The organism is Streptomyces sp. NPDC028907 (assembly GCF_055564995.1).
In genome coordinates this window covers 135,053-155,560 of record NZ_JBVHVE010000015.1, presented here as the reverse complement: position 1 = coordinate 155,560, position 20,508 = coordinate 135,053, and the positions used below count along the sequence as shown (strand labels likewise).

Below are 20,508 nucleotides of genomic sequence, written 5' to 3'. Positions count from 1 at the left end.
TGCGCCCCCACCGCGAGACCGGCTCGCCCAGTTCCCGTGGTTGACGGGGAGATCCGAATGGTTGACGGGGAGAACTGACACTGATGCACACCGACCTCGTGGCTGCGCTCGACATCGGCGGCACCAAGATTGCCGGAGCGCTGGTGGACGGCCACGGCACGATCGTTGCCCGGGCTCAGCGCGCGACGCCGGCGCGGGAGGACGGCGAGACGGTGATGCGGGCCGTCGAGGAGGTCGTCGGCGAGCTCACCGCGTCGCCCCTGTGGGACCGCGCCACGGCCCTCGGCATCGGCAGCGCGGGACCGGTGGACGCCTCCGCGGGCACCGTGAGCCCGGTGAACGTGCCCGGCTGGCGCGACTATCCGCTGGTCCGGCGGGCCCGGGAGGCGGCCGGCGGCCTCCCCGTCGAGCTGATCGGCGACGGTGTGGCCATCACGGCGGCCGAGCACTGGCAGGGGGCCGCACGGGGGCACGACAACGCGCTCTGCATGGTTGTCTCCACGGGCGTCGGCGGCGGTCTGGTGCTGAACGGCCGACTGCACCCCGGCCCCACCGGCAACGCCGGGCACATCGGCCACATCAGCGTCGAACTGGACGGCGACCCGTGCCCCTGCGGTTCGCGCGGCTGCGTGGAGCGCATCGCGAGCGGCCCCAACATCGCGCGACGGGCGATCGAGAACGGCTGGCAGCCCGGCCCGGACGGCGACACCTCCGCCGCCGCGGTGGCCGCCGCCGCCCGGGAGGGCGACCCGGTCGCCGTGGCCTCCTTCGAGCGCGCCGCGCAGGCCCTTGCCGCCGGGATCGCGGCCACCGCGACCCTCGTCGAGATCGACATCGCCGTGATCGGCGGGGGAGTGGGCAAGGCGGGTGATGTCCTCTTCACGCCCCTCCGCAAGGCGCTGAGCGACTACGCCACCCTGTCCTTCGTCCAGCGCCTGACCGTCACAGCGGCCCAGATGGGCACGGACGCCGGGCTGGTGGGGGCCGCGGCGGCCGCGCTCGCGGGGAGGGCCGGGGCGACCACGGCGGGGGTGTGAGGGCCTGCCGGGTGTCGGGGCGCGGCGAGGCAGGAACGTTCACTCGCCGGAACGGAACGGAACGGAACGGAGCGGAACTGGACGGGAGTGACGGAACTGGCCGGGACGTGACGGGCCCGGACCGTGCGGCCGGTTCCTAGGCCTTGTCGTCTGGAGCATGCCGGCGTCGCTGGCGCGGCGAGGTCGTTCCGAGCGCGGCCGACAGGTCCGGCAGGGAGTCCGCCGACAAGTACACCGTCGCCGCGTCCACCAGTCCTGTCGTGCCCAGGTCGAGGCGGACGGGCGGGTCCAGGCGCAGGGCCGCGTTCAGTGAGCTGCCCACGGAGCAGGCCACCGCGCCCGGTTCGCCCGGCACGGGCCGTGGCCCCCGGCCCGGAACCGTGCGGACCACCGACGAAACGGAGCGGACCGCCGAGCGCGGCAACGTCACCTCTCCGAGGAAGCCGGTCCGCAGGACCACCCGCTCGGCGTCCACCTCGTGCGGATGCCGGAGCACCACCGCCACCAGCCCGAGCCCGGCCAGCACCAGCAGCGCCTCGAACGCCGCGTGTACCGGCCGGGCCGCGGGCGGCAGCATCGACGACAGCAAGAAGGCCACCACGATCTCCATCGCCACCAGGGGCAGCACCAGCTGCCGCACCCCGGCCGAGTGCCGCAGCCCGGGCACCGGCCCACGCCGCACCAGCACCGCCGTCAGGGACCTGGCCCAGACGCCTACGACACCGAACCTGGTCGGCCCGGCGGTCACGGACCCCGGTACCCGCTCTGTCGCCGTCACCCTTGCTCCTGTTCCCTCGCTCCGGCATCAACTCCCCCCAGGTTCGGGTGAGTCGGCGGGCCGAGGGCAGTGACAAATGTCAACAACTCATCCGCGCCGCCGCCCAGTCCGCGTGATCCGAATCGATGCCGTCACCGCCGTCGGTGACGACCAGCCGGACCACCCGGGCGCCGGTCACGTCGGCCGTGAGCGGCTGGGCCGGCGTCGCGTTGGTGAGCACGTCGGTGGCGGCGGCCCTGGTGTCGTCGGCCCAGATCTCGAAGGCGACCGTGCCGTTCGCGCCCTTCTCGTCGTCGACACCGACGTCGGCGGTCACCGTCTCGCATGCGCCGCCGGCGTAGTACTCGACGGCACTCTCGGCGTGGACACCGAGCCCCGTGCCGTACACGACACCCCCGACGGTGATCGGATTCCCGTCGCCCGCGGCGCTCTCGCCGTTGCTGGTGTTGCGCTCCACCGGTCCCCAGCCGTTGGCGGCCGACAGCCACGCGAGGTCACCGAGCCCGGAGGTCCCCGAGGGCGGCGGCGTCACCACGGTCGCGGTCAAGGGGAGCGCGTTGTCGACGCGGACGCCGGACGGTGACCGGTAACTGGTCCTGAGGGTGAGGTCGTACGACCCGGTCGGCGTGCCCTCGGGCGCGGTGACGGTCCATGTGGTGCGCAGGGTACGGCCCGGCGGCAGTGCGGGCGAGGCGGCCGGTGACGTCGCCTTCACGGTCCACCCGTCCGGCCCGGTCAGGGCGACGGACACGCGCCTGGCCGCCGTACGCCCGAGGTCGGTGACCGTCGACGTCCACGTGGTCGTTCCGCCCGCCTCGACCAGTGAGTCGCCGTCCAGGCCGAGTTCGACGGCGGGCGGGTGCTGGGCCCACCTGGGGTCGGCGGCGACCCGGAGGAGGACCGTGCCGTGGGCGGGGACGGTCGCGGAGATCGTGCCCGCCGTGTTGTAGCTGCGGTGCTGCCACAGGTCGCGCAGCGTGTACGCCTCGGCGTCGGCCAGGCCGACCGCGTCGGCGGTCGTGGCGATGCGCTGGGCCGAGCTGGACTCGTTGAAGAGGGCCACCGCGCGGCTGCCGTCCCGCATCTCCTTGGCGACGACCCAGCGCCCGCCTTCGGACGAGATCACCGCGCCCTGCTCGCCCAGCGGGTCCTGGTCGACGGCGATGACCTCGCGGTTGCCGAGGATCTCGAAGGTCTCCTCGGAGACCGACCGCAGATCGGAGCCGATGAGCAGGGGCGCGGCCATCATCGCCCACATCGAGAAGTGCGAGCGGTACTCGGTGTCCGTCATACCGCCGTTGCCGACCTCCAGCATGTCGGGGTCGTTCCAGCGGCCGGGGCCCGCGTACGGCGCGAGCGGCAGGTTGCGCTTGAGGATCGACAGCATCGAGCCCCAGTTGTCGCTGATGTCACCGGTCGTGCGCCAGAGATGACCGACGTCGGCCGCCCACTCCCACGGCTTGTTCTCGCCCCACTCGCAGATGCTGTAGACGATGGGCCGGCCGGTGGCCTTCAGGGCGTCGCGCATGGTCGTGTAGCGCTGCTTGGCGTCCACGCCCTGGTTGTTGCAGTTGTCGTACTTCAGGTAGTCCACGCCCCAGTCCGCGAACTGCCGGGCGTCGCTGTACTCATGACCGAGGGCGCCCGGAAAGCCCGCCGTGTTGCAGGTCTTGGTGCCCGCGCTGGTGTAGATGCCGAGCTTCAGCCCCCTGGCGTGGACGTAGTCGGCGACCGCTTTGATCCCGCCTGGGAAGCGGACCGGGTCGGGTACCAGCTTCCCGTTCGCGTCCCTGGACGGCAGGGCCCAGCAGTCGTCGAGGTTGACGTACTGGTATCCGGCGTCCTTCAGGCCCTTCTCGACGAAGATGTCCGCGATCCCCTTGACCATGGACTCGTTGAACTCGGCGCGGCAGTGGGTGGAGTTCCAGTTGTTGAAGCCCATGGGCGGGGTGAGGGCCAGACCGTCGTCCACGGCGGGCGCGACAGGAGCCGCCGGGGACGGGGCCGCGGCGGCGGGGGTGGCGAGTCCCGCCGCGCAGAGCAGGCCCGCGGCGAGTGCTCCGACCGCTCTGCGACGGGTTGTGCGGGTGTGAAGGTGACGCATCGTTACGTTCCTCCGTACCTGCGAGATCGGGATGACGTCATGTACGCGTCATGGTGGAGCTCACGGTAGAACCTGTCGGAGTGTGTTGGAAGCGTGTTGGAAGTCGTCGGGCGGTGTGCGGGGTCCTGTGTATGGTTTTGAGTCATGGTTTTGAACATGTTCAAGAATCTGCGCTAAGCTCGTTCCCACACACGAGGGGGAGTCGATGAAGATAGTGATCCCTGGGGGAACCGGGCAGGTGGGGACGGTGCTGAACCGCGCGCTGGGCGGCGCGGGACACGAGGTCGTCGTCCTGACGAGGCGGCCCTCGCACAAGGGTGAACTGCACTGGGACGGGGAGACGCTGGGTCCCTGGGCCGCCGCGATCGACGGCAGCGACATCGTGATCAACCTGGCCGGGCGCAGTGTCAGCTGCCGCTACACCGCGCCCAATCTGCGGGCGATGATGGATTCGCGCGTGCACTCCACCCGGGCCGTGGGAGAGGCGATCAACCGCGCCGCCCGGCCGCCGCGGGTCTGGCTCCAGATGAGCACGGCCACCATCTACGCCCACCGGTTCGACGCGCCTCACGACGAGGCGACAGGCGTCATCGGCGGCGGCGAACCGGATGTGCCGGACTACTGGGCGTACAGCGTCGAGATCGCCAAGGCCTGGGAGCGGGCGCAGGAGGAGGCCGACACACCGCACACCCGGAAGGTCGCCCTGCGTTCCGCCATGGTGATGAGCCCCGATCGCGGTGGCGTGTTCGACGTCCTGCTGCGACTGGCGCGGCTGGGACTCGGAGGGCCCGTGGCGGGCGGCGGACAGTACGTCTCCTGGATCCATGACCGGGACTTCGTCCGCGCGGTCGAGTTCCTGGTGGATCGGCCGGATCTCACCGGTCCGGTGAACCTCGCCGCTCCCGAACCCCTGCCGCACCGTGCCTTCATGCGGGCACTGCGCTCCGCGTGGGGCGTCCCCGTGGGCCTGCCCGCGACGAAGTGGATGGCCGAGATCGGCGCGTTCGCGCTGCGCTCGGACACCGAACTCCTGCTGAAGAGCCGCCGTGTCACGCCCGGCCGGCTGCTCGACGAGGGGTTCGACTTCGAGTACGCCCGGTGGCCGGAGGCGGCGGACGATCTCGTACGGCGCGTGCGGCGTCGGCTCAAGAAGGCGCGGCCGGGGGCCGAAATCGCGTCGCCGTCCCGATCGCCCCGGGGTGGAGCGTGACTCCCGCCTCCGTTTCACAGTTGAAACGGTCATGAAGAAGCGCAGCATGCTCGCCATCGCCTCCCTGGCCACCGGATTCGTCGTCGCGGCGGTCACCCCGTCCCACGCCATCGAGCTCCCGGTCACCGGCTCCCCCGCCACCGGGACCCCTGACGCCGGGCTGCCGGCCGGCGCCGAGACCAAGCTCGGCGGTGTGAGCGTCGACAAGGCCCTGGACACCGTCGGCCGGGCCATCAACCGTGAGACGGAGCGGGCTGTGAACGACGCCCCGCACGGGAAGAAGGCAAAGAAGGGCTGACGAGCCCCCCGACTCGACCTCGGCGCCGTACCCCCGCATCCGAGGGGGCCCGGCGCCGCTGTCATGCGCTCTCTACGGGAGCTGGTTTCCGTGGCAGGGTGGAGCGGGCAAGCCACAGGGGGCCAACAGAAGAGGGGGAAACGTGATCGTCTGGATCAACGGCGCGTTCGGTGCGGGGAAGACCACCACCGCACGCGAACTGATCGAGCTGATCCCGAACAGCACGCTCTTCGACCCCGAGGTCATCGGCGGAGCACTCACCCACCTGCTCCCGCCCAAACACCTCACCGAGGTCGGTGACTTCCAGGACCTGCCGATCTGGCGGCGTCTCGTGATCGACACGGCGGCCGCGCTGCTCGCCGAGCTCGGCGGGACCCTCGTGGTCCCGATGACATTGCTGCGCCAGGAGTACCGGGACGAGATCTTCGGCGGCCTTGCAGCCCGCCGCATCACCGTGAGGCATGTGCTCCTCGCCCCGGCGGAAACGATCCTGCGCGAGCGGATAGCCGGACGGGAGATCCCGCCCGAGCTGCCCGACGGCGAGATACGGGTCCGGCAGTGGTCGTACGACCACATAGAGCCGTATCGCACCGCACTCGCCGCCTGGCTCACCGCCGACGCGTATCCCGTCGACAACGGCCTGCTGACCCCGTACCAAACCGCGGTCCGCATCGCCGAGGCGGTCGGCAGCGGTGCGGTCCCGGTCTGCGACATCGTGCAGACGCCCGAGCCCACCGCCGAGACGGTCGCCTCGGGCGTCCTGCTCTTCGACGAGGAGGACCGGGTGCTGCTCGTCGACCCCACCTACAAGGCGGGCTGGGAGTTCCCCGGCGGGGTCGTCGAACGGGGTGAGGCGCCCGCGCGGGCGGGCATCCGGGAGGTCGCGGAGGAGACGGGGATACGGCTCGACGACGTACCGCGGCTCCTCGTGGTCGACTGGGAGCGGCCCTCGCCCCCGGGATACGGAGGTCTGCGCCTCCTCTTCGACGGCGGGCGCCTGGACTCCACGGAGGCCGAACGCCTCCTGCTGCCCGGCCCCGAACTGCGCGATTGCCGGTTCGTCACCGAGCAGGAGGCAGCCGATCTGCTGCCGCCGGTGCGTTATGAGCGGCTGCGGTGGGCGCTCAGGGCCCGGGAACGCGGGGCGGCGTTGTATCTGGAGGCGGGTGTTCCCACGTCGTGACCCGTTCCTGAAACCGTCGGCTGAAGTCGTCCATCGCGGCCGCCGTCCGCGCGTGCCGGGAGATCACCGCGGCGGCGGCCTCCGGGATGCCCTCCGGTCGGGCGCCGTCGGCGCATGCGCGGATGAACGCGGACCGTTCCTCCCCTCGGTGCCCGTACAACTCGGTGACGAGCCAGAGCACCAGGTACAGGGAGGTGTAGGCGCGGTCGTAGTCACGGTGCCGGTCCAGGAAGTCGCGCTCGTCCGGTGCCAGGCGGAAGCGCGGGGAGAGGGCCAGGCCGTAGTCGGCCAGGTAGAGCCGGTGGCCGTCGGTGAGGAAGTTCCCGAAGTGGGCGTCCATGTGCAGGAGTTGCCGTGAGCGAAGGAAGGAGGTGGTGGCATCGAGGCCCCGCTCCACCAGCCGGCAGGCGGCCTGCGCGTCGCCCACCGCGAGCCGGGCGCGGAGCCAGTCGTGCACGGTGTGCGGGACGTACTCCAGGAACAGGGCCACGCACGCGGATGCGGCCCGCCGGGCCTCGACATGCTCACGCAGCCCCGGGGCGCCGCCCCAGTAGCGCACGACCGCCTCCACGTCGGCCAGTTCGCCCGGGAGCGGTCGCACGGGCTCGGGCAGGACCCGCCAGTGGTACATCAGCGGAAAGCCGGGGAACGCGTCCGACAGCACCCACTTCGTGGTCATCGTGTGCACGGCGAGTTCCCGCCAGGCGCCGAAGCCGGGGCTGGGGATCCTGCCGATGCCGTAGTGGCAGTGGGGCGGCATCCCGAAGAGGTTCGCGGTGGAGCGGACGTGCTCGGGAAGCCGCTCGGCGTCCGTGAGCGGTACGCGTTTCACGAAGACCTGGACGCCGTCGACCTCGACCAGCGTCGCCCGTCCGCCGATCCCGGTCCCCATCGGCCTCCCCTCCGCCACGAGAGCCGCGAGATCGTGGTCGGAGAGGAGCGCGAGGGACATGGCGACATCGGTGTGGGCGGCGTGCCGCGCGGTGTGGGTCATGGACCCGATTCCAGCGCGCGGCTCCTCAACTCGCCGCGTAATTACGCAGGAACAGCGCCTCGGCCACCGACAGCCGCTCCAGCTCCTGCGGGGACACGCTCTCGTTCACGGCGTGGATCTGGGCCTCCGGCTCGCTCAGGCCGATGAGGAGGATCTCCGCGCGCGGGTAGAGCGCGGCGAGGGTGTTGCACAGCGGGATCGAGCCGCCCTGGCCGGCGTACTGCATCTCCTGGCCCGGGTAGGCGACCGCCATCGCGTCCGCCATGGCCTGGTACGCCGGGCTGCCGGTGTCGGCGCGGAACGCCTGGCCCTGGCCGATCTGCTCGGTGCGCACCCGGGCGCCCCACGGCGTGTGCGCCTCGACGTGCGCCTGGAGCAGCTTGGTCGCCTCGGCCGCGTCCACGCCCGGCGGCACCCGCAGGCTGATCAGCGCACGCGCGCTCGCCTGCACGGACGGGGTGGCGCCCACGACCGGCGGGCAGTCGATGCCGAGGACCGTGACGGCGGGGCGCGCCCAGATACGGTCGGCGACCGTGCCGGAGCCGATCAGCTCGACGCCGTCGAGGACCTTGGCGTCCTGGCGGAACTGTTCGTCCGCGTACTGGAGCCCCTCCCACGACGTCTCGCCGGTCAGCCCGTCCACCGTCGTGGAACCGTCCTCGGCGCGCAGTGAGTCCAGCACGCGGATCAGCGCGCCGAGCGCGTCGGGCGCGGCCCCGCCGAACTGGCCGGAGTGCAGGTTGCCTTGGAGGGTGTCGATCTGCACGCGGAGCAGGGTCATGCCGCGCAGGGTGGAGGTGACCGTCGGCAGGCCGACGCGGAAGTTGCCCGCGTCGCCGATCACGATGGTGTCGGCCTCCAGCAGGTCCGGGTGCTGCTCGGCGTACCGCTCCAGACCGCCCGTGCCCATCTCCTCCGAGCCCTCGGCGATCACCTTGACGTGGACCGGTATGCCGCCGTTCGCCTTCAGCGCGCGCAGGGCGAGCAGATGCATGATCACGCCGCCCTTGCAGTCGGCGGACCCGCGCCCGTACCAGCGGCCGTCGCGCTCGGTCAGCTCGAAGGGCGGCGTGCTCCAGGCGGCCTCGTCCAGCGGGGGCTGCACGTCGTAGTGGGCGTACAGCAGGACCGTCTTCGCGCCCTCGGGCCCCGGCAGGTAGCCGTACACCGACTGCGTGCCGTCCGGGGTGTCGAGCAGGGCCACGTCCTGGAAGCCCTCGGCGCCGAGTGCGTCGGCGACCCAGCGGGCGGCGCCCTCGCTCTCGCTCCTAGGGAACTGGTCGAAGTCCGCCACCGACCTGAACGCCACCAGTTCGGTGAGCTCCGCCTTCGCCCTGGGCATCAGCGAGGCGACGGTCTCGGCGAGCGGATTCGACGACATGGGCACGCTCCTTGTGGGTGCGACGTTGTACCTGTGAGTGCTGTGATCCTCCCACAGCGGCCTGCGACGATGCCCGCCGTAGGATGCGGGGGACAGCAGCAGGCGGCGGCTTGATCGGGAGCAGTAGACCATCGTGAGCAGCGAGAACTCTTCGGCGGACGACGTGCGGCAGGTGTGGGACGTCGTCGTGGTGGGCGCGGGACCCGCGGGGGCCTCGGCCGCGTACGCGGCGGCCGTCGCCGGGCGGCGCGTGCTGTTGCTGGAGAAAGCGGAACTGCCGCGCTACAAGACATGCGGCGGCGGCATCATCGGCCCCTCGCGCGACTCGCTCCCGCCCGGCTTCGAGCTGCCCTTCCGCGACCGCGTGCACGCGGTCACCTTCTCCAACAACGGCCGCTTCACCCGGACCCGGCGCTCCAAGCAGATGCTCTTCGGGCTGATCAACCGGCCCGAGTTCGACCATCAGCTCGTCGAGCACGCACAGAAGGCGGGCGCCGAGCTGCGCACGGGTGTCACCGTGCAGCGCGTCGAGCAGCACGGCTCGGCGGTGCCGGACCGGCGCAGCGTCGCCGTGGTCCTCCAGGGCGGGGAGACGTTGCTCGCGCGGGCCGTCGTCGGCGCGGACGGCAGCGCCAGCCGGATAGGAGCCCATGTCGGGGTCAAGCTCGACCAGGTGGATCTGGGCCTGGAGGCGGAGATCCCGGTGCCGGAGACGGTCGCCGAGGACTGGAAGGGGCGGGTGCTCATCGACTGGGGGCCGATTCCCGGCAGTTACGGCTGGGTGTTCCCCAAGGGGGACACCCTGACGGTGGGCGTGATCTCGGCGCGCGGTGAAGGGGCCGCCACCAAGCGGTACTTGGAGGAGTTCATCGGGCGGCTCGGCCTCGCCGGGTTCGAACCGAGCATCTCCTCTGGGCACCTGACCCGCTGCCGTGCCGACGACTCGCCGCTGTCACGCGGGCGCGTGCTGGTGTGCGGGGACGCGGCGGGACTGCTGGAGCCGTGGACCCGCGAGGGCATCTCGTTCGCGCTGCGGTCGGGACGGCTCGCGGGGGAGTGGGCGGTCAGGATCGCCGAGGCGCACGACGCGGTGGACACCCGGCGCCAGGCCCTGAACTACGCCTTCGCGATCAAGGCGGGACTCGGCGTCGAGATGAGCGTCGGCAAGCGGCTGCTGACCGTGTTCGAGCGCCGTCCCGGCCTCTTCCACGCCACGCTGACCGGTTTCCGGCCGGCCTGGAAGGCGTTCGTGGACATCACCCGCGGCTCGACGTCACTGGCCGAGATCGTCCGTACCCACCCGATGGCCCACCGCGCGCTCACCGCGATGGACCGCCGTGCGGAGCCCGTGGCCGACGACGTCACTTCTTGACGGTGATCTGGAAGACCGGGTGGTCCTCGGCCGCCGCGACGATCTCCTCGTCGGAGGACTTCGCGGTGACCCCGTTGAAGTACTGGTTGACCTCCCAGCCCCACTTCTCCAGATAGGTCCGCAGGATCGGGAGCTTCTCCTCGTCGGGAAGCTCCACCGCGGAGAACTCGCGGACCTTGCGTCCCACGCGAAGTTCCCCACCGCCGGCGGCGCGCATGTTGCGCACCCACTGGGAGTGGCCGCGGGCCGAGACGAGGTACTGCGCGCCGTTGTGGCTGTGCGGGTTGACCGGGATGCGCTGCATCCTGCCGCTCTTGCGTCCGCGCACGGACATCTCCGCCGTGCCCGCGATGCTGAGCCCGTGCCGGGCCAGCCAGCCGATCACGCTGTTGAGGCGGACGTTGAGCGGGCTGCCCTTGAGGTAGTACGGCGACGACATGGAGACTCCTTGTGTTCAGAGAGCGCTGCTCTCGCTTGAGAGCAGTGTGCACGCGAACGGTGATCCAAAGCAAGAGCAGTGCTCTCGAATGTGTGCACCGCTCTGTTCTTCTGGAAGACTGGCCCACATGAGCAGCACCGCAAAGGGCGTACGCGCCCGCGCCAGGATGGAAGTCACCGCGGCCATCAAGGACGAGGCCCGCAGACAGCTCGCGGCCGAGGGCGCCGCCAAGCTCTCCCTGCGTGCCGTGGCCCGCGAGCTCGGCATGGTCTCCTCCGCGCTCTACCGCTACTTCCCCAGCCGCGACGACCTGCTGACCGCCCTCATCATCGACGCCTACGACTCCCTCGGCGAGAGCGCCGAGGCCGCGCACGCCAAGGCCGTCGACGCCGGACCCGTCCAGCGGTGGACCGCGGTGGCCCAGGCCGTACGGGACTGGGCGCTGCGCCATCCGCACGAGTACGCGCTGATCTACGGCTCGCCCGTGCCCGGGTACACCGCGCCCGACACCACGGTCCCGCCCGCCTCCCGCGTCGGCCTCGTCTTCATCGGCATCCTGCGCGAGGCCCACGTGACCTCCGGCCTCACCGAACCGGCACCCCTGCCCGCCGAACTCCGCCCCGAGGCCGAGCGCATGACCGCCGACCTGGCCCCCGACCTCCCGTCGGTCAACGTCGCGGCCCTCGTCGCCTCCTGGGCCGAGCTCTTCGGGCTCGTCGGGTTCGAGCTGTTCGGGCAGTTCAACCGGGTCGTGGAGGACCGGGAGGGGTTCTTCCGGCATGCGGTGATCCGGCTCGCGCACGGGGTCGGCCTGGTGGACGGACAGGGGTAGACCCGCGCGAGTCGTGCGCCAGGACCCGGCACTGCTGCCGCCAACAGTGCCGGTCTCCTGATCACGATGCCGCTCGCCGGGCGCGCGAACCGGTGGGTGCCGCGGTGGCTGCGCGGCTGTGGATCAGAGGGCCCGAGGCGGCGGACGTACTTCGCGGGGAGTACGTGTGATCACCACGCGCGGGTGACGCCGCCCGGCCGTCATCGCGTCTAGCGTGGCGGACATGGACGAGCAGCAGGCGCGCCGGGGCGGCGGTCCGCGGACGTGGTGGCGGCACGGGCCGCCGGGGTGGAACCGGTGGGCCGACGAGGGGCGCGCTCCTCGCTGGCCCTGGCGCTCCACCTTGCTGGTCACCTTCTTCGTGATGGCCGGCTCGAACTTCGCGGCCCAGGGCCAGCTCGACGACCGGGCGCCGCTCGACCCCTTCGCCCGAGCGCTGCTGTTCGTGGCGTCGGCCCTGCTGCTGTGGCGCAAGCGGTACCCGGTGGCCGTCGCGTTCGGCACGGCGACGGCCGCCACGGTCTACCTGGGCGCCGGATACCCGTACGGGCCGGTCTTCGTGGCCGTCGCGCTGGCCTGCTTCAACGCCATCGTCCTGGGGCACCGCAAGGCCGCCTGGGCGGCGGTCGGGGTGTTCTGGGTGGGGCATGCCCTGGTGGCGCACTGGCTCTACCAGTGGCTGCCGCCGTCCGGTGACTCGGCCGCGCCCTGGGGGCAGGAGGGCGTGATCGCCGCGTGGGTGGCGGCGATCGTGGCGGTGTCGGAACTGGCCAGGACCCGGCGCGAGCAGTGGGCGAAGGAGCGGGCCGAGCGGGCGCAGGCGGCGCGGCGCAGGGCCGACGAGGAGCGGCTGCGGATCGCCCGCGAGCTGCACGACGTCCTCGCGCACAGCATCAGCGTGATCAATGTGCAGGCGGGCGTGGGCCTCGCCCTCCTCGACACCGACCCCGAACAGGCCCGCACCGCACTCACCACCATCAAGGCCAAGAGCAAGGAGGCGCTCGGCGAGGTCCGCCAGGTCCTCGACACCCTGCGCACCCCCGGCGACGCCCCGCGCACCCCGGCGCCCGGCCTGGACCGGCTGCCAGAACTGGTGGAGCAGGCCGCGAGCGCCGGCCTCACCGTCGAGGTCGAGGGCGAGCCGCCCCGCCTGGCGCCCGGCACCGACCTCGCCGCCTTCCGGATCGTCCAGGAGGCCCTCACCAACGTCGTACGCCACTCGGGATCGCGGCACGCGCGCGTGCGCCTCGAACACGACGACCGGACGACGCTGCGGCTGCGTATCGACGACGACGGTCCCGCGACCGGCGCCGACGCGGGCGGCAGCGGCAACGGACTCGCCGGAATGCGGGAGCGGGCGGCCGCGCTCGGTGGCACGATCGAGGCGGGCCCGCGTGCCGACGGAGGGTTCCGGGTGCTCGCCGTACTGCCGTTGAAGAACGCTCATGACAAGGAGGACCGGTGATCCGCGTACTGCTCGCCGACGACCAGTCACTGGTGCGGGCCGGCTTCCGGGCGCTGCTGGACGCTCAGCCCGACATCGAGGTGGCCGCGGAGGCCTCCGACGGCGAGGAGGCGCTGCGCAAGGTGCGCGAACTGCGGCCCGACGTCGTCCTGATGGACATCCGCATGCCGGTCATGGACGGTCTCGCCGCGACCCGCCGGATCACCGAGGACGTGGAACTGAAGGACGTCAGGGTGGTCATGCTGACCACCTTCGAACTCGACGAGTACGTCTTCGAGGCCATCCGCGCGGGTGCCTCCGGCTTCCTGGTCAAGGACACCGAGCCGGAGGAACTGCTGCGTGCCGTACGGGCGGTGGTCGAGGGCGACGCACTGCTGTCGCCGGGCGTGACCCGGCGGCTCATCGCCGAGTTCGCCGCCCGCTCCAAGGAGCCGGCCGCCGCGGGCGCCCTGGCCGAACTCACCGAGCGGGAACGGGAGGTGATGGCGCTGGTCGGCATCGGCCTGTCCAACGAGGAGATCGCCCGGCGCCTGGTGGTCAGCCCGCTCACCGCGAAGACCCACGTCAGCCGCACCATGGTGAAGCTCGGCGCCCGGGACCGGGCCCAACTCGTGGTGTTGGCCTACGAGTCGGGGTTGGTACGGCCGGGCTGGCTGGGCTGAGACTCCTGCCGGAACCGGGTCAGCACGCTGACGACCCGGGCGAGGAACAGCACGACCGCGACCGCGGCGCCCACGCCGGCGAGGGCGTCGCGCGCAGCGTCCGACACGTCGAAGACGAACGCCGGCCCGACGATCGCCCCGAACAGCACCGCCGCCGCGAACGCGGCACTGAACAGCGCGTATCCGATCTCGACGGTCATCGCGTCCCGCTCGGCCTGACGGCGCCGTCCCCCGTAGTTCTCCATACCTGGAGTCAAACAGGGGGCGCCCGGCGGAGCAAGCGGCTCCGCCGGGCGCCCCCGGGAGGCGGTCCCCCTAGTCGCGGACCGCAACGGGCTCCGCTTCCGCCTCCTTCGCGGTGGACCTGGTGACCACGACGGTCCGCTGCTCGCGGCGCGTACGCAGTCCGGTGAGGGCGATCAGGAGGCCCGCGACCGCGATCACCGTGGTCACGACCAGGGCGGGCAGGTAGCTGTCGAGGACCGCTTGGGGGGACGCGGGTTCCTCGGGGCTGTTCGCGGTCAGGACCGCGGTCACGACGGCGAGGAACAGCGCGCCGCCCACCTGGACCGAGGTGTTGAGCAGGCCCGAGACCATGCCCTGCTCGTGCTCGTCGACGCCGTTGGTGGCCTGGACGTTGAGTGAGGGGAAGGTCAGCGCGAAGCCCGCGCCCACCAGCAGCATGGTGGGCAGGATGACCGCGGCGTAGACCGGGTCGAGGTCGATCCGCAGGAACAGGAGGTAGCCGACGACCAGCGCGGCGAACCCGATGGCGATCAGCCGTGCCGTGCCGAACCGGTCGATGATCGCACCGACCTTCGTCGCCGACAGCGCCACGAGCGCGCCCGCCGGCAGGAAGGCCAGCGCCGTGTGCAGCGCCGACCAGCCGAGCAGTTGCTGCATGTACAGCGTGACCAGGAACTGGAAGCCGATGTAGCTGCCGACGAACGTCAACGCGCCGAGCTGCGCCCGCACCTGGGCCCCGGAGCGCAGCACACCCAGCCTGATCAGCGGGCTCGGGCTGCGTCGCTCGACGCGGACGAAGGCCGTGAGCAGGACGACGACGGCGACGAACGACAGGATCGTGCGGGCCGAGCCCCAGCCGGCCTCCGGTGCCTCGACGACGGTGAACACGAGCAGCAGCATCGAGGCGGTGCCGAGGATGGCGCCGGGGATGTCGTAGCCGCCGCTCGTCCGTTCGCGCTCGGTGCGCGGGAGCAGCTTCAGGCCGGCGATCAGGGCGATCAGCGCGACGGGTGCGGGAAGCAGCATGGTCAGGCGCCAACTGGCCTCGGTGAGCAGGCCGGAGAAGACGAGCCCCATCGAGTAGCCGGTGGCGCCGCAGGTCGTGTAGATCGCCAGCGCGCGGTTGCGTATCGGGCCCTCGGCGAACGTCGTGGTGATGATGGACAGGCCCGCGGGCGCGGTGAACGCGGCGGCGAGGCCCTTGACGAACCGGCTGGCGATCAGCAGCGGGCCCGAGTCGACGAGCCCGCCGAGCAGCGAGGCGAGCGCGAAGACGGCCAGGGCCACGAGGAACACCTGGCGTCGGCCCAGCAGGTCGGCGGTGCGTCCGCCGAGGAGCAGCAGGCCGCCGTAGCCCAGGATGTAGCCGCTGACGATCCATTGCAGGGTCGAGGTGGACAGGCCCAGGTCGGCGCCGATGGACGGCAGGGCGACGCCGACCATCGACACGTCCAGCGCGTCCAGGAACATCGCGGCGCACAGCACCAGGAGGGTGCCCCACAGCCGGGGGGTCCAGCGTCCGACGGACGCGGGTGTGGTGAGCGGAGAGGTCATGACGGAGACATTACATGCGCATGCATGGGATGCAAGCGCATTTAATTCCGATGCAATAATTGCGGAACTCTGCTACGGTGCGCCCATGGCGGCGAAGAAGCCCGAGCAGGCACTCGTGGACCAGTGGCACGACATCCTGGCGCTGCACGCGCGCACCCAGTGCGAACTCGACCGCGCCCTCGGTCGACACGGCCTGTGCGCAAGCGACTTCGAGGTCCTGGACGTGCTGGCGGACGCCAAGCGCCCGTCGTACCGGGTGCAGGAGATCTCCGAGCGCGTCCATCTGAGCCAGAGCGCCCTGTCGCGGCTGATCGCCCGGCTGGAGAAGGACGGGCTCGTCGAGCGCGGTATGTGCCCGGAGGACCGGCGGGGCGTCAAGGTGTGCCTGACGGCGAAGGGGCGCACGCTGCACGGCACGGTACTGCCCCTGCAGCGTGCGGTGCTGACGAGGATGCTGGCCAACTGACCTGCTCGGGGCCCGGGTTCAGCTCCAGGTGACGGCGGAGTTCTCCCGCCACAGCGTGGCGACGGCCTCGTCGCCCGTCACATGCGGGAAGGGCTGCCGGTTCCACAGCGACAGATACACCCGCTCGGCCGGTCCGGTGATCTCGCAGTCGGCCCGAGCGGTGTCGCCCCGCTCGGCCGCCGGCGGCTCCTGCGACAGCCGTACGGTCCACACGGCGCCGTCGGTGTCCGTCGTCCTCACCCGCAGCACCCGCGGCTCGGCGCTGCGGACCCGGCTTTTCGGCCGGGCGTGGAAGGCGCACAGCAACTCGTCGATGCCGTCCGCCGCGAAACCGGCGTCGATCCCGCTCGGCGTACCCCCGCGTGCCGCCTCCGCGTCGAAGCGGTGCACGGTCGTCTCGTGCGCCTGTCTGCGGGCCCAGAACGCGAGGGGCGACGGAGCGGGCAGAAAGTGCCAGCACCGCACGTCGGCGGGGGCCGCCGAGAGCGTGTCGACCAGGTGGCGGTGCCCTTCGCGGAACCAGGTGAGCAACTCGGCGCCGTCCAGGTCGGGCAGGCCCCCGTCGGGGCGGGGGGACATGTGTCCCTCGGCCACGAACGCCGCCGCCCAGCGGTGCACCATCCCCGTGTGCCTCACCAGATCCCGCACCTGCCACTCCGGACAGGTCGGCACCTTCGCGTCGGTCCCTGCCGACTCGGCGGCCGCCGCCAGCAGCCGGCCCTCGTGGTCGAGGGTGCGGACGAAGTCGGATGTCTCCATGGGGGTGAGTGTGCCGGATGGAGTGCGGTCGAAGGGAAGTGCTGTTCAGGGCGCGGTGGGGAAGAGGCAGAACTCGTTGCCCTCGGGGTCGGCGAGGACCCAGTGGTCGTCGAACCGGACAAGGACCGTCGCGCCGAGGGCGGTGAGCCGGCCGAGCTCGTCCTCTGGGGCGCCGCAGACCAGGTCCAGATGCAGGCGGTTCTTCACGAGCTTGCCCTCCGGCACCAGTTGACACCACAGGCGTGGGCCGCCGCCGGAGGGTTCGACGAGCACGGTCGGGTCGTCCTCCGGATCGGCGATGCCCTGCGCGCGCAGCCGCGCGAGCTCAGCGTCGTCGTAGGGGGCGACGGCGTAACCGTCGAGGGCGGCGGCCCAGAAGCGGGCCGTGGCGGCCGGTCGCGCACAGTCGATGACGATGTCGTGGAGTCGCGCCATCCGGTCATGATGCGGACCGCGGCGCCGGCGCGCCACCGCACTTCCGGGTGGCCGTACCCGGGACTTGAAGATCATGTACCCGACAGCCCCTAGGATGGCGGCCGCACCGCTTGTTCGCGCGCAAGTCGCGTCCGTCGCAGGGAGATCGCCCATGCGCCCTGATGAGGCAGCACGTACCCCGGTCGGCGGCAGGGGCCTGGACGGGGAGTCGGCCGGGCCCGTGGTGGCGCGGCTGGTGCTGGGCGCGCGGCTGTGCGGACTGCGGGAGGAGCGGGGGATCTCGCGCGTTGCCGCTGGGCACGTCATCCGGGCCTCACGGTCCAAGATCAGTCGGCTGGAGGGCGGCCGCCACGGGGTCAAACCGCGGGACGTGGAGGATCTGCTCACCCTCTACGGCGTCACGGACGAGGCCGAGCGTGCCACCTTGCTGACCCTGGCCGAACAGGCCAACACCCCCGCCTGGTGGCAGTACTACAGCGACGTCGTGCCCGCCTGGGCGCAGCTCTACCTCGGCGCCGAACAGGCGGCGAGCCTCATCCGCTGCTTCGAGGTCCAGCGTGTGCCCCACCTGTTGCAGACCCCCGACTACGCCCGTGCCGCCATCCGGCTCGCCCACCCCGGCGCCGGTGCGCGGGAGATCGACCGGCGGTGCATGCTGCGGGCGACACGGCAGCGGATCCTGCACCGCCGGCCGACGGCGCAGTTCTGGGCCGTGATCGACGAGGCGGCGCTGCGCCGCCCGGTGGGCGGCCTCGACGTGATGCGCGCCCAGCTCAGGCATCTCATCGAGCTCTGCCGACTCCCGCAGGTCACCGTGCAGATCCTGCCGCTCCTCGCCGGCGGCCACGCCGCGGAGAGCGGACCCGTGACCATCCTGCGGCTGCCCGGCGGCCTGCTGCCCGACATGGTCTATCTCGAACAACTCGCCACCGCCCTCTACCCCGACAGGCCGGACGAGATCGAGCGCTACTGGGATGTCATGAACCGCCTGGTGGTCGAGGCGGAATCGCCGGACGAGACGCCGACGATTCTCCATCGCATCCTCCAGGAAACCTGATCCGCGGCGTGGACCGGCGGTCGGCGGGCGGCAGGCCGAAAGCCCTGCGCGGTCAGCGCTTGAGGGCCACCCCTCCGTACTGGTGCACCTCCGCCGGCAGACCCCAGGCGCCCGCGTCCGGACGCCAGCGCGAGCACGAGGCCACGCCCGGTTCCAGCAGCTCCAGCCCGTCGAAGAAGCCCGCGATCTGCTCGGGGCTGCGCAGGATGTACGGGATCGAGCCGCCGTCGTTGTACTGCTGGATGGCCCGGACGTAGGCCTCGCTGGTGTCGGTGCTGTCGTACTGCACCAGGTAGCTGCCGGAGGGCAGCGCGTCCACCAGTTGCCGCACGATCGAGCGCGCCTCGTCGTAGTCCTCGATGTGGCCCAGGATGCCCATCAGCATCAGGGCGACCGGCTGGTCGAAGTTCAGGGTCTTCCCGGCCTCCCGCACGATGGTGCTCGGGTCGCGCAGGTCGGCGTCGACATAGTTGGTGACCCCCTCCGGCGTGCTGGTGAGCAGCGCGCGGGCGTGGGCCAGGACCAACGGGTCGTTGTCGACGTAGACGATCCGGCACTCGGGGACCACCCGCTGGGCGATCTCATGGGTGTTGTCCACACTGGGCAGCCCGGTGCCGATGTCCAGGAACTGCCGGATGCCCTCCTCGGCGGCCAGATGACGAACGGCGCGGGCGAGGAAGTAGCGCGCGGCGCGGGCGCCGGTCTCGATTCCGGGGAAGATCGCGCGGAACGCGTCACCCGCCACCCGGTCGACCTCGTAGTTGTCCTTGCCGCCCAGCCAGTAGTTCCAGATCCGGGCCGACTGCGGCACCGAGGTGTCGATCTTGGCGAGCGCCGCGTGCTCGGTGTTCTCTGGCTCTTCAGTCATGGACACTCCCGCATATGTGTGGTCAGGACCACGAAACCGGCCAACGCCGGTCGTGGACACCCACGTTATTCCCCACCGTGCGCCTCATGTGAATCATGGGACCTCAACTCGCCTTTACAGCCACACCTGTTGGCCGTTCAGCGTGCCGTCGCACGCCGCGTGCCGAAGCCGATGACCGCCGCCGTGGCGGCGAGGGCGGCCACGCTCGTGAGGGCGAGCGGGAGGGAGAGCCAGTCCGCCATGAAGCCGATGGCGGGTGGGCCCAGCAGCATGCCGCCGTAGCCGAGGGTGGACGCGATGGCGACCCCGTCGGGACCGGCCAGCGTGCCGGCGCGTTCGACGGCCACGGGGAAGAGGTTGGCGAGGCCCAGCCCGGTGATCACGAAGCCGAGGAGTGCCGCCCAGAGGGTGGGGGCGAGCGCGCCGAGCAGCATCCCGGCCGCGGCGGTGGCGCCGCCGAGGACGAGGGTACGGGTCTGTCCCAGGCGCTCCAGCAGCCAGGCGCCGGTGAGCCGGCCGACGGTCATGGCGAGCGCGAAACAGGAGTAGCCGATGGCGGCCGCGCCCGGTGAGGCGTGCAGGTCCTGCTCCAGGTGCAGGGCGCTCCAGTCGGCCAGGGCTCCCTCGCCGTAGGCCGTGCACAGGGCGATCAGGCCGAAGGTGATGACCAGACGACGGGTCCGGGCGTCCAGGCGGCGGGGGGCGGACTCGTCTTTCGGCGTGCTCTCGGGGGACCGCGGCGGTGGGACGCGCAGCAGGACGCGGCCCGCGAGGGCCGTGACCACCAGCCCGATCACGGTGAGGCCGAGCAGATGCCGCGTGGGCGACATCGCCCCGGCGACCAGTCCGCCGAGCCCGGCGCCGACCATGCCGCCGAGGCTGAAGGCGGCGTGGAAGCTGGGCATGATGGGCCGCCGCAGGGCCCGGCCCAGGTCGACCGCCGCGCTGTTGAACGCGACGTTGATCCCGCCGTACGCGGCACCGAAGACCAGCAGGACGGCGCCGAGGGCCGCCGCGGAGTGGGTGAGTGGGGGCAGGGCCACGCTGAGGGAGAGCAGGACGCCGCAGACGGCGGTGACGAGGTGGCTGCCGTAGCGGCGGCACAGGCGGCCGGTGAGCACCATCGTCACGACGGCCCCGGCGGAGACGCCGAGGAGAGCCAGACCCAGGGCGCCGGCGGAGGCACCGGTCTGCTGCTTGATGGCGGGGATACGGACGACCCAGCCGGCGAAGACGAAGCCGTCGAGGGCGAAGAAGGTGGTCAGGGCGATGCGGAGGTGGGTCAGGTCGGGAGGGATACCCGGCACGGCGCTGTGCGATCGGGTTTTGTTTATTAGCGGCACAAAGTCAGGCTAGGCGTGCGCGGGG

Annotated in this window: 21 protein-coding genes; 10 read left to right on the top strand and 11 right to left on the bottom strand. The window is 71.7% G+C overall.

Annotation, left to right across the window (positions count from 1 at the left end; translation table 11 throughout):
* Positions 1–83: 83 nt before the first annotated feature.
* Positions 84–1,037 (top strand): ROK family protein, encoded by a 954-nt coding sequence (locus ACZ4UU_RS36310; RefSeq protein WP_471907662.1) that lies wholly within the window; start codon positions 84–86, stop codon positions 1,035–1,037.
* 136 nt (positions 1,038–1,173) lie between these two features.
* On the opposite strand, the gene ACZ4UU_RS36305 is transcribed toward ACZ4UU_RS36310, so the two are convergent.
* Positions 1,174–1,815 (bottom strand): hypothetical protein, encoded by a 642-nt coding sequence (locus ACZ4UU_RS36305; RefSeq protein ID WP_471907661.1) that lies wholly within the window; start codon positions 1,813–1,815, stop codon positions 1,174–1,176.
* A 79-nt stretch (positions 1,816–1,894) separates the two neighbouring features.
* Positions 1,895–3,919, bottom strand: coding sequence for an NPCBM/NEW2 domain-containing protein (locus ACZ4UU_RS36300; RefSeq protein WP_471907660.1), 2,025 nt, complete (start codon positions 3,917–3,919; stop codon positions 1,895–1,897).
* A 205-nt stretch (positions 3,920–4,124) separates the two neighbouring features.
* Here ACZ4UU_RS36300 and ACZ4UU_RS36295 point away from each other — a divergent pair, with 205 nt between their 5' ends.
* The 3 genes from ACZ4UU_RS36295 to ACZ4UU_RS36285 all read left to right on the top strand — a co-directional run bounded on the left by ACZ4UU_RS36295 (position 4,125) and on the right by ACZ4UU_RS36285 (position 6,610).
* On the top strand, positions 4,125–5,129 hold the full coding sequence (locus ACZ4UU_RS36295) for a TIGR01777 family oxidoreductase (RefSeq protein WP_471907659.1): 1,005 nt from the start codon (positions 4,125–4,127) through the stop codon (positions 5,127–5,129).
* Positions 5,130–5,160: 31 nt separating this feature from the next.
* Positions 5,161–5,427 (top strand): hypothetical protein, encoded by a 267-nt coding sequence (locus tag ACZ4UU_RS36290; RefSeq protein WP_383448925.1) that lies wholly within the window; start codon positions 5,161–5,163, stop codon positions 5,425–5,427.
* A gap of 142 nt (positions 5,428–5,569) precedes the next feature.
* On the top strand, positions 5,570–6,610 hold the full coding sequence (locus ACZ4UU_RS36285; RefSeq protein ID WP_471907658.1) for an NUDIX hydrolase: 1,041 nt from the start codon (positions 5,570–5,572) through the stop codon (positions 6,608–6,610).
* Here ACZ4UU_RS36285 and ACZ4UU_RS36280 read toward each other — a convergent pair.
* The gene (locus tag ACZ4UU_RS36280) at positions 6,552–7,604 is read right to left on the bottom strand and encodes a protein kinase family protein (protein ID WP_471907657.1); all 1,053 of its coding nucleotides are present in this window, start codon (positions 7,602–7,604) and stop codon (positions 6,552–6,554) included. The genes ACZ4UU_RS36285 and ACZ4UU_RS36280 overlap by 59 nt on opposite strands.
* A gap of 25 nt (positions 7,605–7,629) precedes the next feature.
* On the bottom strand, positions 7,630–8,985 hold the full coding sequence (locus tag ACZ4UU_RS36275) for a M20/M25/M40 family metallo-hydrolase (protein ID WP_471907656.1): 1,356 nt from the start codon (positions 8,983–8,985) through the stop codon (positions 7,630–7,632).
* A 133-nt stretch (positions 8,986–9,118) separates the two neighbouring features.
* On the opposite strand from ACZ4UU_RS36275, the gene ACZ4UU_RS36270 reads away from it, so the two are divergent.
* Entirely contained in the window at positions 9,119–10,357 is a 1,239-nt protein-coding gene (locus ACZ4UU_RS36270) for a geranylgeranyl reductase family protein (protein ID WP_471907655.1), read from the top strand.
* On the opposite strand, the gene ACZ4UU_RS36265 is transcribed toward ACZ4UU_RS36270, so the two are convergent.
* Positions 10,347–10,796, bottom strand: coding sequence for a nitroreductase family deazaflavin-dependent oxidoreductase (locus ACZ4UU_RS36265; RefSeq protein WP_471907654.1), 450 nt, complete (start codon positions 10,794–10,796; stop codon positions 10,347–10,349). The genes ACZ4UU_RS36270 and ACZ4UU_RS36265 overlap by 11 nt on opposite strands.
* 127 nt (positions 10,797–10,923) lie before the next feature.
* On the opposite strand from ACZ4UU_RS36265, the gene ACZ4UU_RS36260 reads away from it, so the two are divergent.
* The 3 genes from ACZ4UU_RS36260 to ACZ4UU_RS36250 all read left to right on the top strand — a co-directional run bounded on the left by ACZ4UU_RS36260 (position 10,924) and on the right by ACZ4UU_RS36250 (position 13,755).
* Positions 10,924–11,628 (top strand): TetR/AcrR family transcriptional regulator, encoded by a 705-nt coding sequence (locus ACZ4UU_RS36260; protein ID WP_471907653.1) that lies wholly within the window; start codon positions 10,924–10,926, stop codon positions 11,626–11,628.
* Between the two features lie 223 nt (positions 11,629–11,851).
* Complete coding sequence (locus ACZ4UU_RS36255) at positions 11,852–13,093, top strand: sensor histidine kinase (protein WP_471907652.1); 1,242 nt, start codon at positions 11,852–11,854, stop codon at positions 13,091–13,093.
* On the top strand, positions 13,090–13,755 hold the full coding sequence (locus tag ACZ4UU_RS36250; protein ID WP_471907651.1) for a response regulator: 666 nt from the start codon (positions 13,090–13,092) through the stop codon (positions 13,753–13,755). Before ACZ4UU_RS36255 ends, ACZ4UU_RS36250 begins: the two co-directional genes overlap by 4 nt.
* Here the strand turns inward: ACZ4UU_RS36250 and ACZ4UU_RS36245 are convergent.
* Positions 13,716–14,000, bottom strand: a complete 285-nt coding sequence (locus ACZ4UU_RS36245; protein ID WP_471907650.1) for a DUF6332 family protein — start codon at positions 13,998–14,000, stop codon at positions 13,716–13,718. The genes ACZ4UU_RS36250 and ACZ4UU_RS36245 overlap by 40 nt on opposite strands.
* Before the next feature lie 70 nt (positions 14,001–14,070).
* The gene (locus ACZ4UU_RS36240; protein ID WP_471907649.1) at positions 14,071–15,555 is read right to left on the bottom strand and encodes an MFS transporter; all 1,485 of its coding nucleotides are present in this window, start codon (positions 15,553–15,555) and stop codon (positions 14,071–14,073) included.
* 85 nt (positions 15,556–15,640) lie between these two features.
* Here ACZ4UU_RS36240 and ACZ4UU_RS36235 point away from each other — a divergent pair, with 85 nt between their 5' ends.
* Complete coding sequence (locus tag ACZ4UU_RS36235) at positions 15,641–16,021, top strand: MarR family winged helix-turn-helix transcriptional regulator (protein WP_471907648.1); 381 nt, start codon at positions 15,641–15,643, stop codon at positions 16,019–16,021.
* Between the two features lie 18 nt (positions 16,022–16,039).
* Here ACZ4UU_RS36235 and ACZ4UU_RS36230 read toward each other — a convergent pair whose 3' ends face one another.
* The gene (locus ACZ4UU_RS36230) at positions 16,040–16,780 is read right to left on the bottom strand and encodes a maleylpyruvate isomerase family mycothiol-dependent enzyme (RefSeq protein ID WP_471907647.1); all 741 of its coding nucleotides are present in this window, start codon (positions 16,778–16,780) and stop codon (positions 16,040–16,042) included.
* 45 nt (positions 16,781–16,825) lie between these two features.
* A complete protein-coding gene (locus ACZ4UU_RS36225; protein WP_471907646.1) occupies positions 16,826–17,215 on the bottom strand; it encodes a VOC family protein in 390 nt (129 codons plus the stop codon).
* Between the two features lie 151 nt (positions 17,216–17,366).
* Here ACZ4UU_RS36225 and ACZ4UU_RS36220 point away from each other — a divergent pair, with 151 nt between their 5' ends.
* Positions 17,367–18,272: a helix-turn-helix domain-containing protein gene (locus ACZ4UU_RS36220; RefSeq protein WP_471907645.1), complete on the top strand. Its 906-nt coding sequence runs from the start codon at positions 17,367–17,369 to the stop codon at positions 18,270–18,272.
* A 52-nt stretch (positions 18,273–18,324) separates the two neighbouring features.
* Here the strand turns inward: ACZ4UU_RS36220 and ACZ4UU_RS36215 are convergent, their stop codons facing one another.
* Both ACZ4UU_RS36215 and ACZ4UU_RS36210 read right to left on the bottom strand, forming a co-directional pair.
* Positions 18,325–19,140: an SAM-dependent methyltransferase gene (locus ACZ4UU_RS36215; RefSeq protein ID WP_471907644.1), complete on the bottom strand. Its 816-nt coding sequence runs from the start codon at positions 19,138–19,140 to the stop codon at positions 18,325–18,327.
* A 137-nt stretch (positions 19,141–19,277) separates the two neighbouring features.
* Entirely contained in the window at positions 19,278–20,447 is a 1,170-nt protein-coding gene (locus ACZ4UU_RS36210; protein ID WP_471907643.1) for an MFS transporter, read from the bottom strand.
* Positions 20,448–20,508: the final 61 nt, after the last annotated feature.

Coding starts and splice junctions, on each gene's coding strand:
- ACZ4UU_RS36225 (WP_471907646.1), bottom strand. CDS start 17,215: ATGGCGCGACTCCACGACATCGTCATCGACTGTGCGCGACCGGCCGCC.
- ACZ4UU_RS36265 (WP_471907654.1), bottom strand. CDS start 10,796: ATGTCGTCGCCGTACTACCTCAAGGGCAGCCCGCTCAACGTCCGCCTC.
- ACZ4UU_RS36220 (WP_471907645.1), top strand. CDS start 17,367: ATGCGCCCTGATGAGGCAGCACGTACCCCGGTCGGCGGCAGGGGCCTG.
- ACZ4UU_RS36260 (WP_471907653.1), top strand. CDS start 10,924: ATGAGCAGCACCGCAAAGGGCGTACGCGCCCGCGCCAGGATGGAAGTC.
- ACZ4UU_RS36255 (WP_471907652.1), top strand. CDS start 11,852: ATGGACGAGCAGCAGGCGCGCCGGGGCGGCGGTCCGCGGACGTGGTGG.
- ACZ4UU_RS36290 (WP_383448925.1), top strand. CDS start 5,161: ATGAAGAAGCGCAGCATGCTCGCCATCGCCTCCCTGGCCACCGGATTC.
- ACZ4UU_RS36295 (WP_471907659.1), top strand. CDS start 4,125: ATGAAGATAGTGATCCCTGGGGGAACCGGGCAGGTGGGGACGGTGCTG.
- ACZ4UU_RS36300 (WP_471907660.1), bottom strand. CDS start 3,919: ATGCGTCACCTTCACACCCGCACAACCCGTCGCAGAGCGGTCGGAGCA.
- ACZ4UU_RS36230 (WP_471907647.1), bottom strand. CDS start 16,780: ATGGAGACATCCGACTTCGTCCGCACCCTCGACCACGAGGGCCGGCTG.
- ACZ4UU_RS36245 (WP_471907650.1), bottom strand. CDS start 14,000: ATGGAGAACTACGGGGGACGGCGCCGTCAGGCCGAGCGGGACGCGATG.
- ACZ4UU_RS36240 (WP_471907649.1), bottom strand. CDS start 15,555: ATGACCTCTCCGCTCACCACACCCGCGTCCGTCGGACGCTGGACCCCC.
- ACZ4UU_RS36235 (WP_471907648.1), top strand. CDS start 15,641: ATGGCGGCGAAGAAGCCCGAGCAGGCACTCGTGGACCAGTGGCACGAC.
- ACZ4UU_RS36310 (WP_471907662.1), top strand. CDS start 84: ATGCACACCGACCTCGTGGCTGCGCTCGACATCGGCGGCACCAAGATT.
- ACZ4UU_RS36275 (WP_471907656.1), bottom strand. CDS start 8,985: ATGTCGTCGAATCCGCTCGCCGAGACCGTCGCCTCGCTGATGCCCAGG.
- ACZ4UU_RS36280 (WP_471907657.1), bottom strand. CDS start 7,604: ATGACCCACACCGCGCGGCACGCCGCCCACACCGATGTCGCCATGTCC.
- ACZ4UU_RS36215 (WP_471907644.1), bottom strand. CDS start 19,140: ATGACTGAAGAGCCAGAGAACACCGAGCACGCGGCGCTCGCCAAGATC.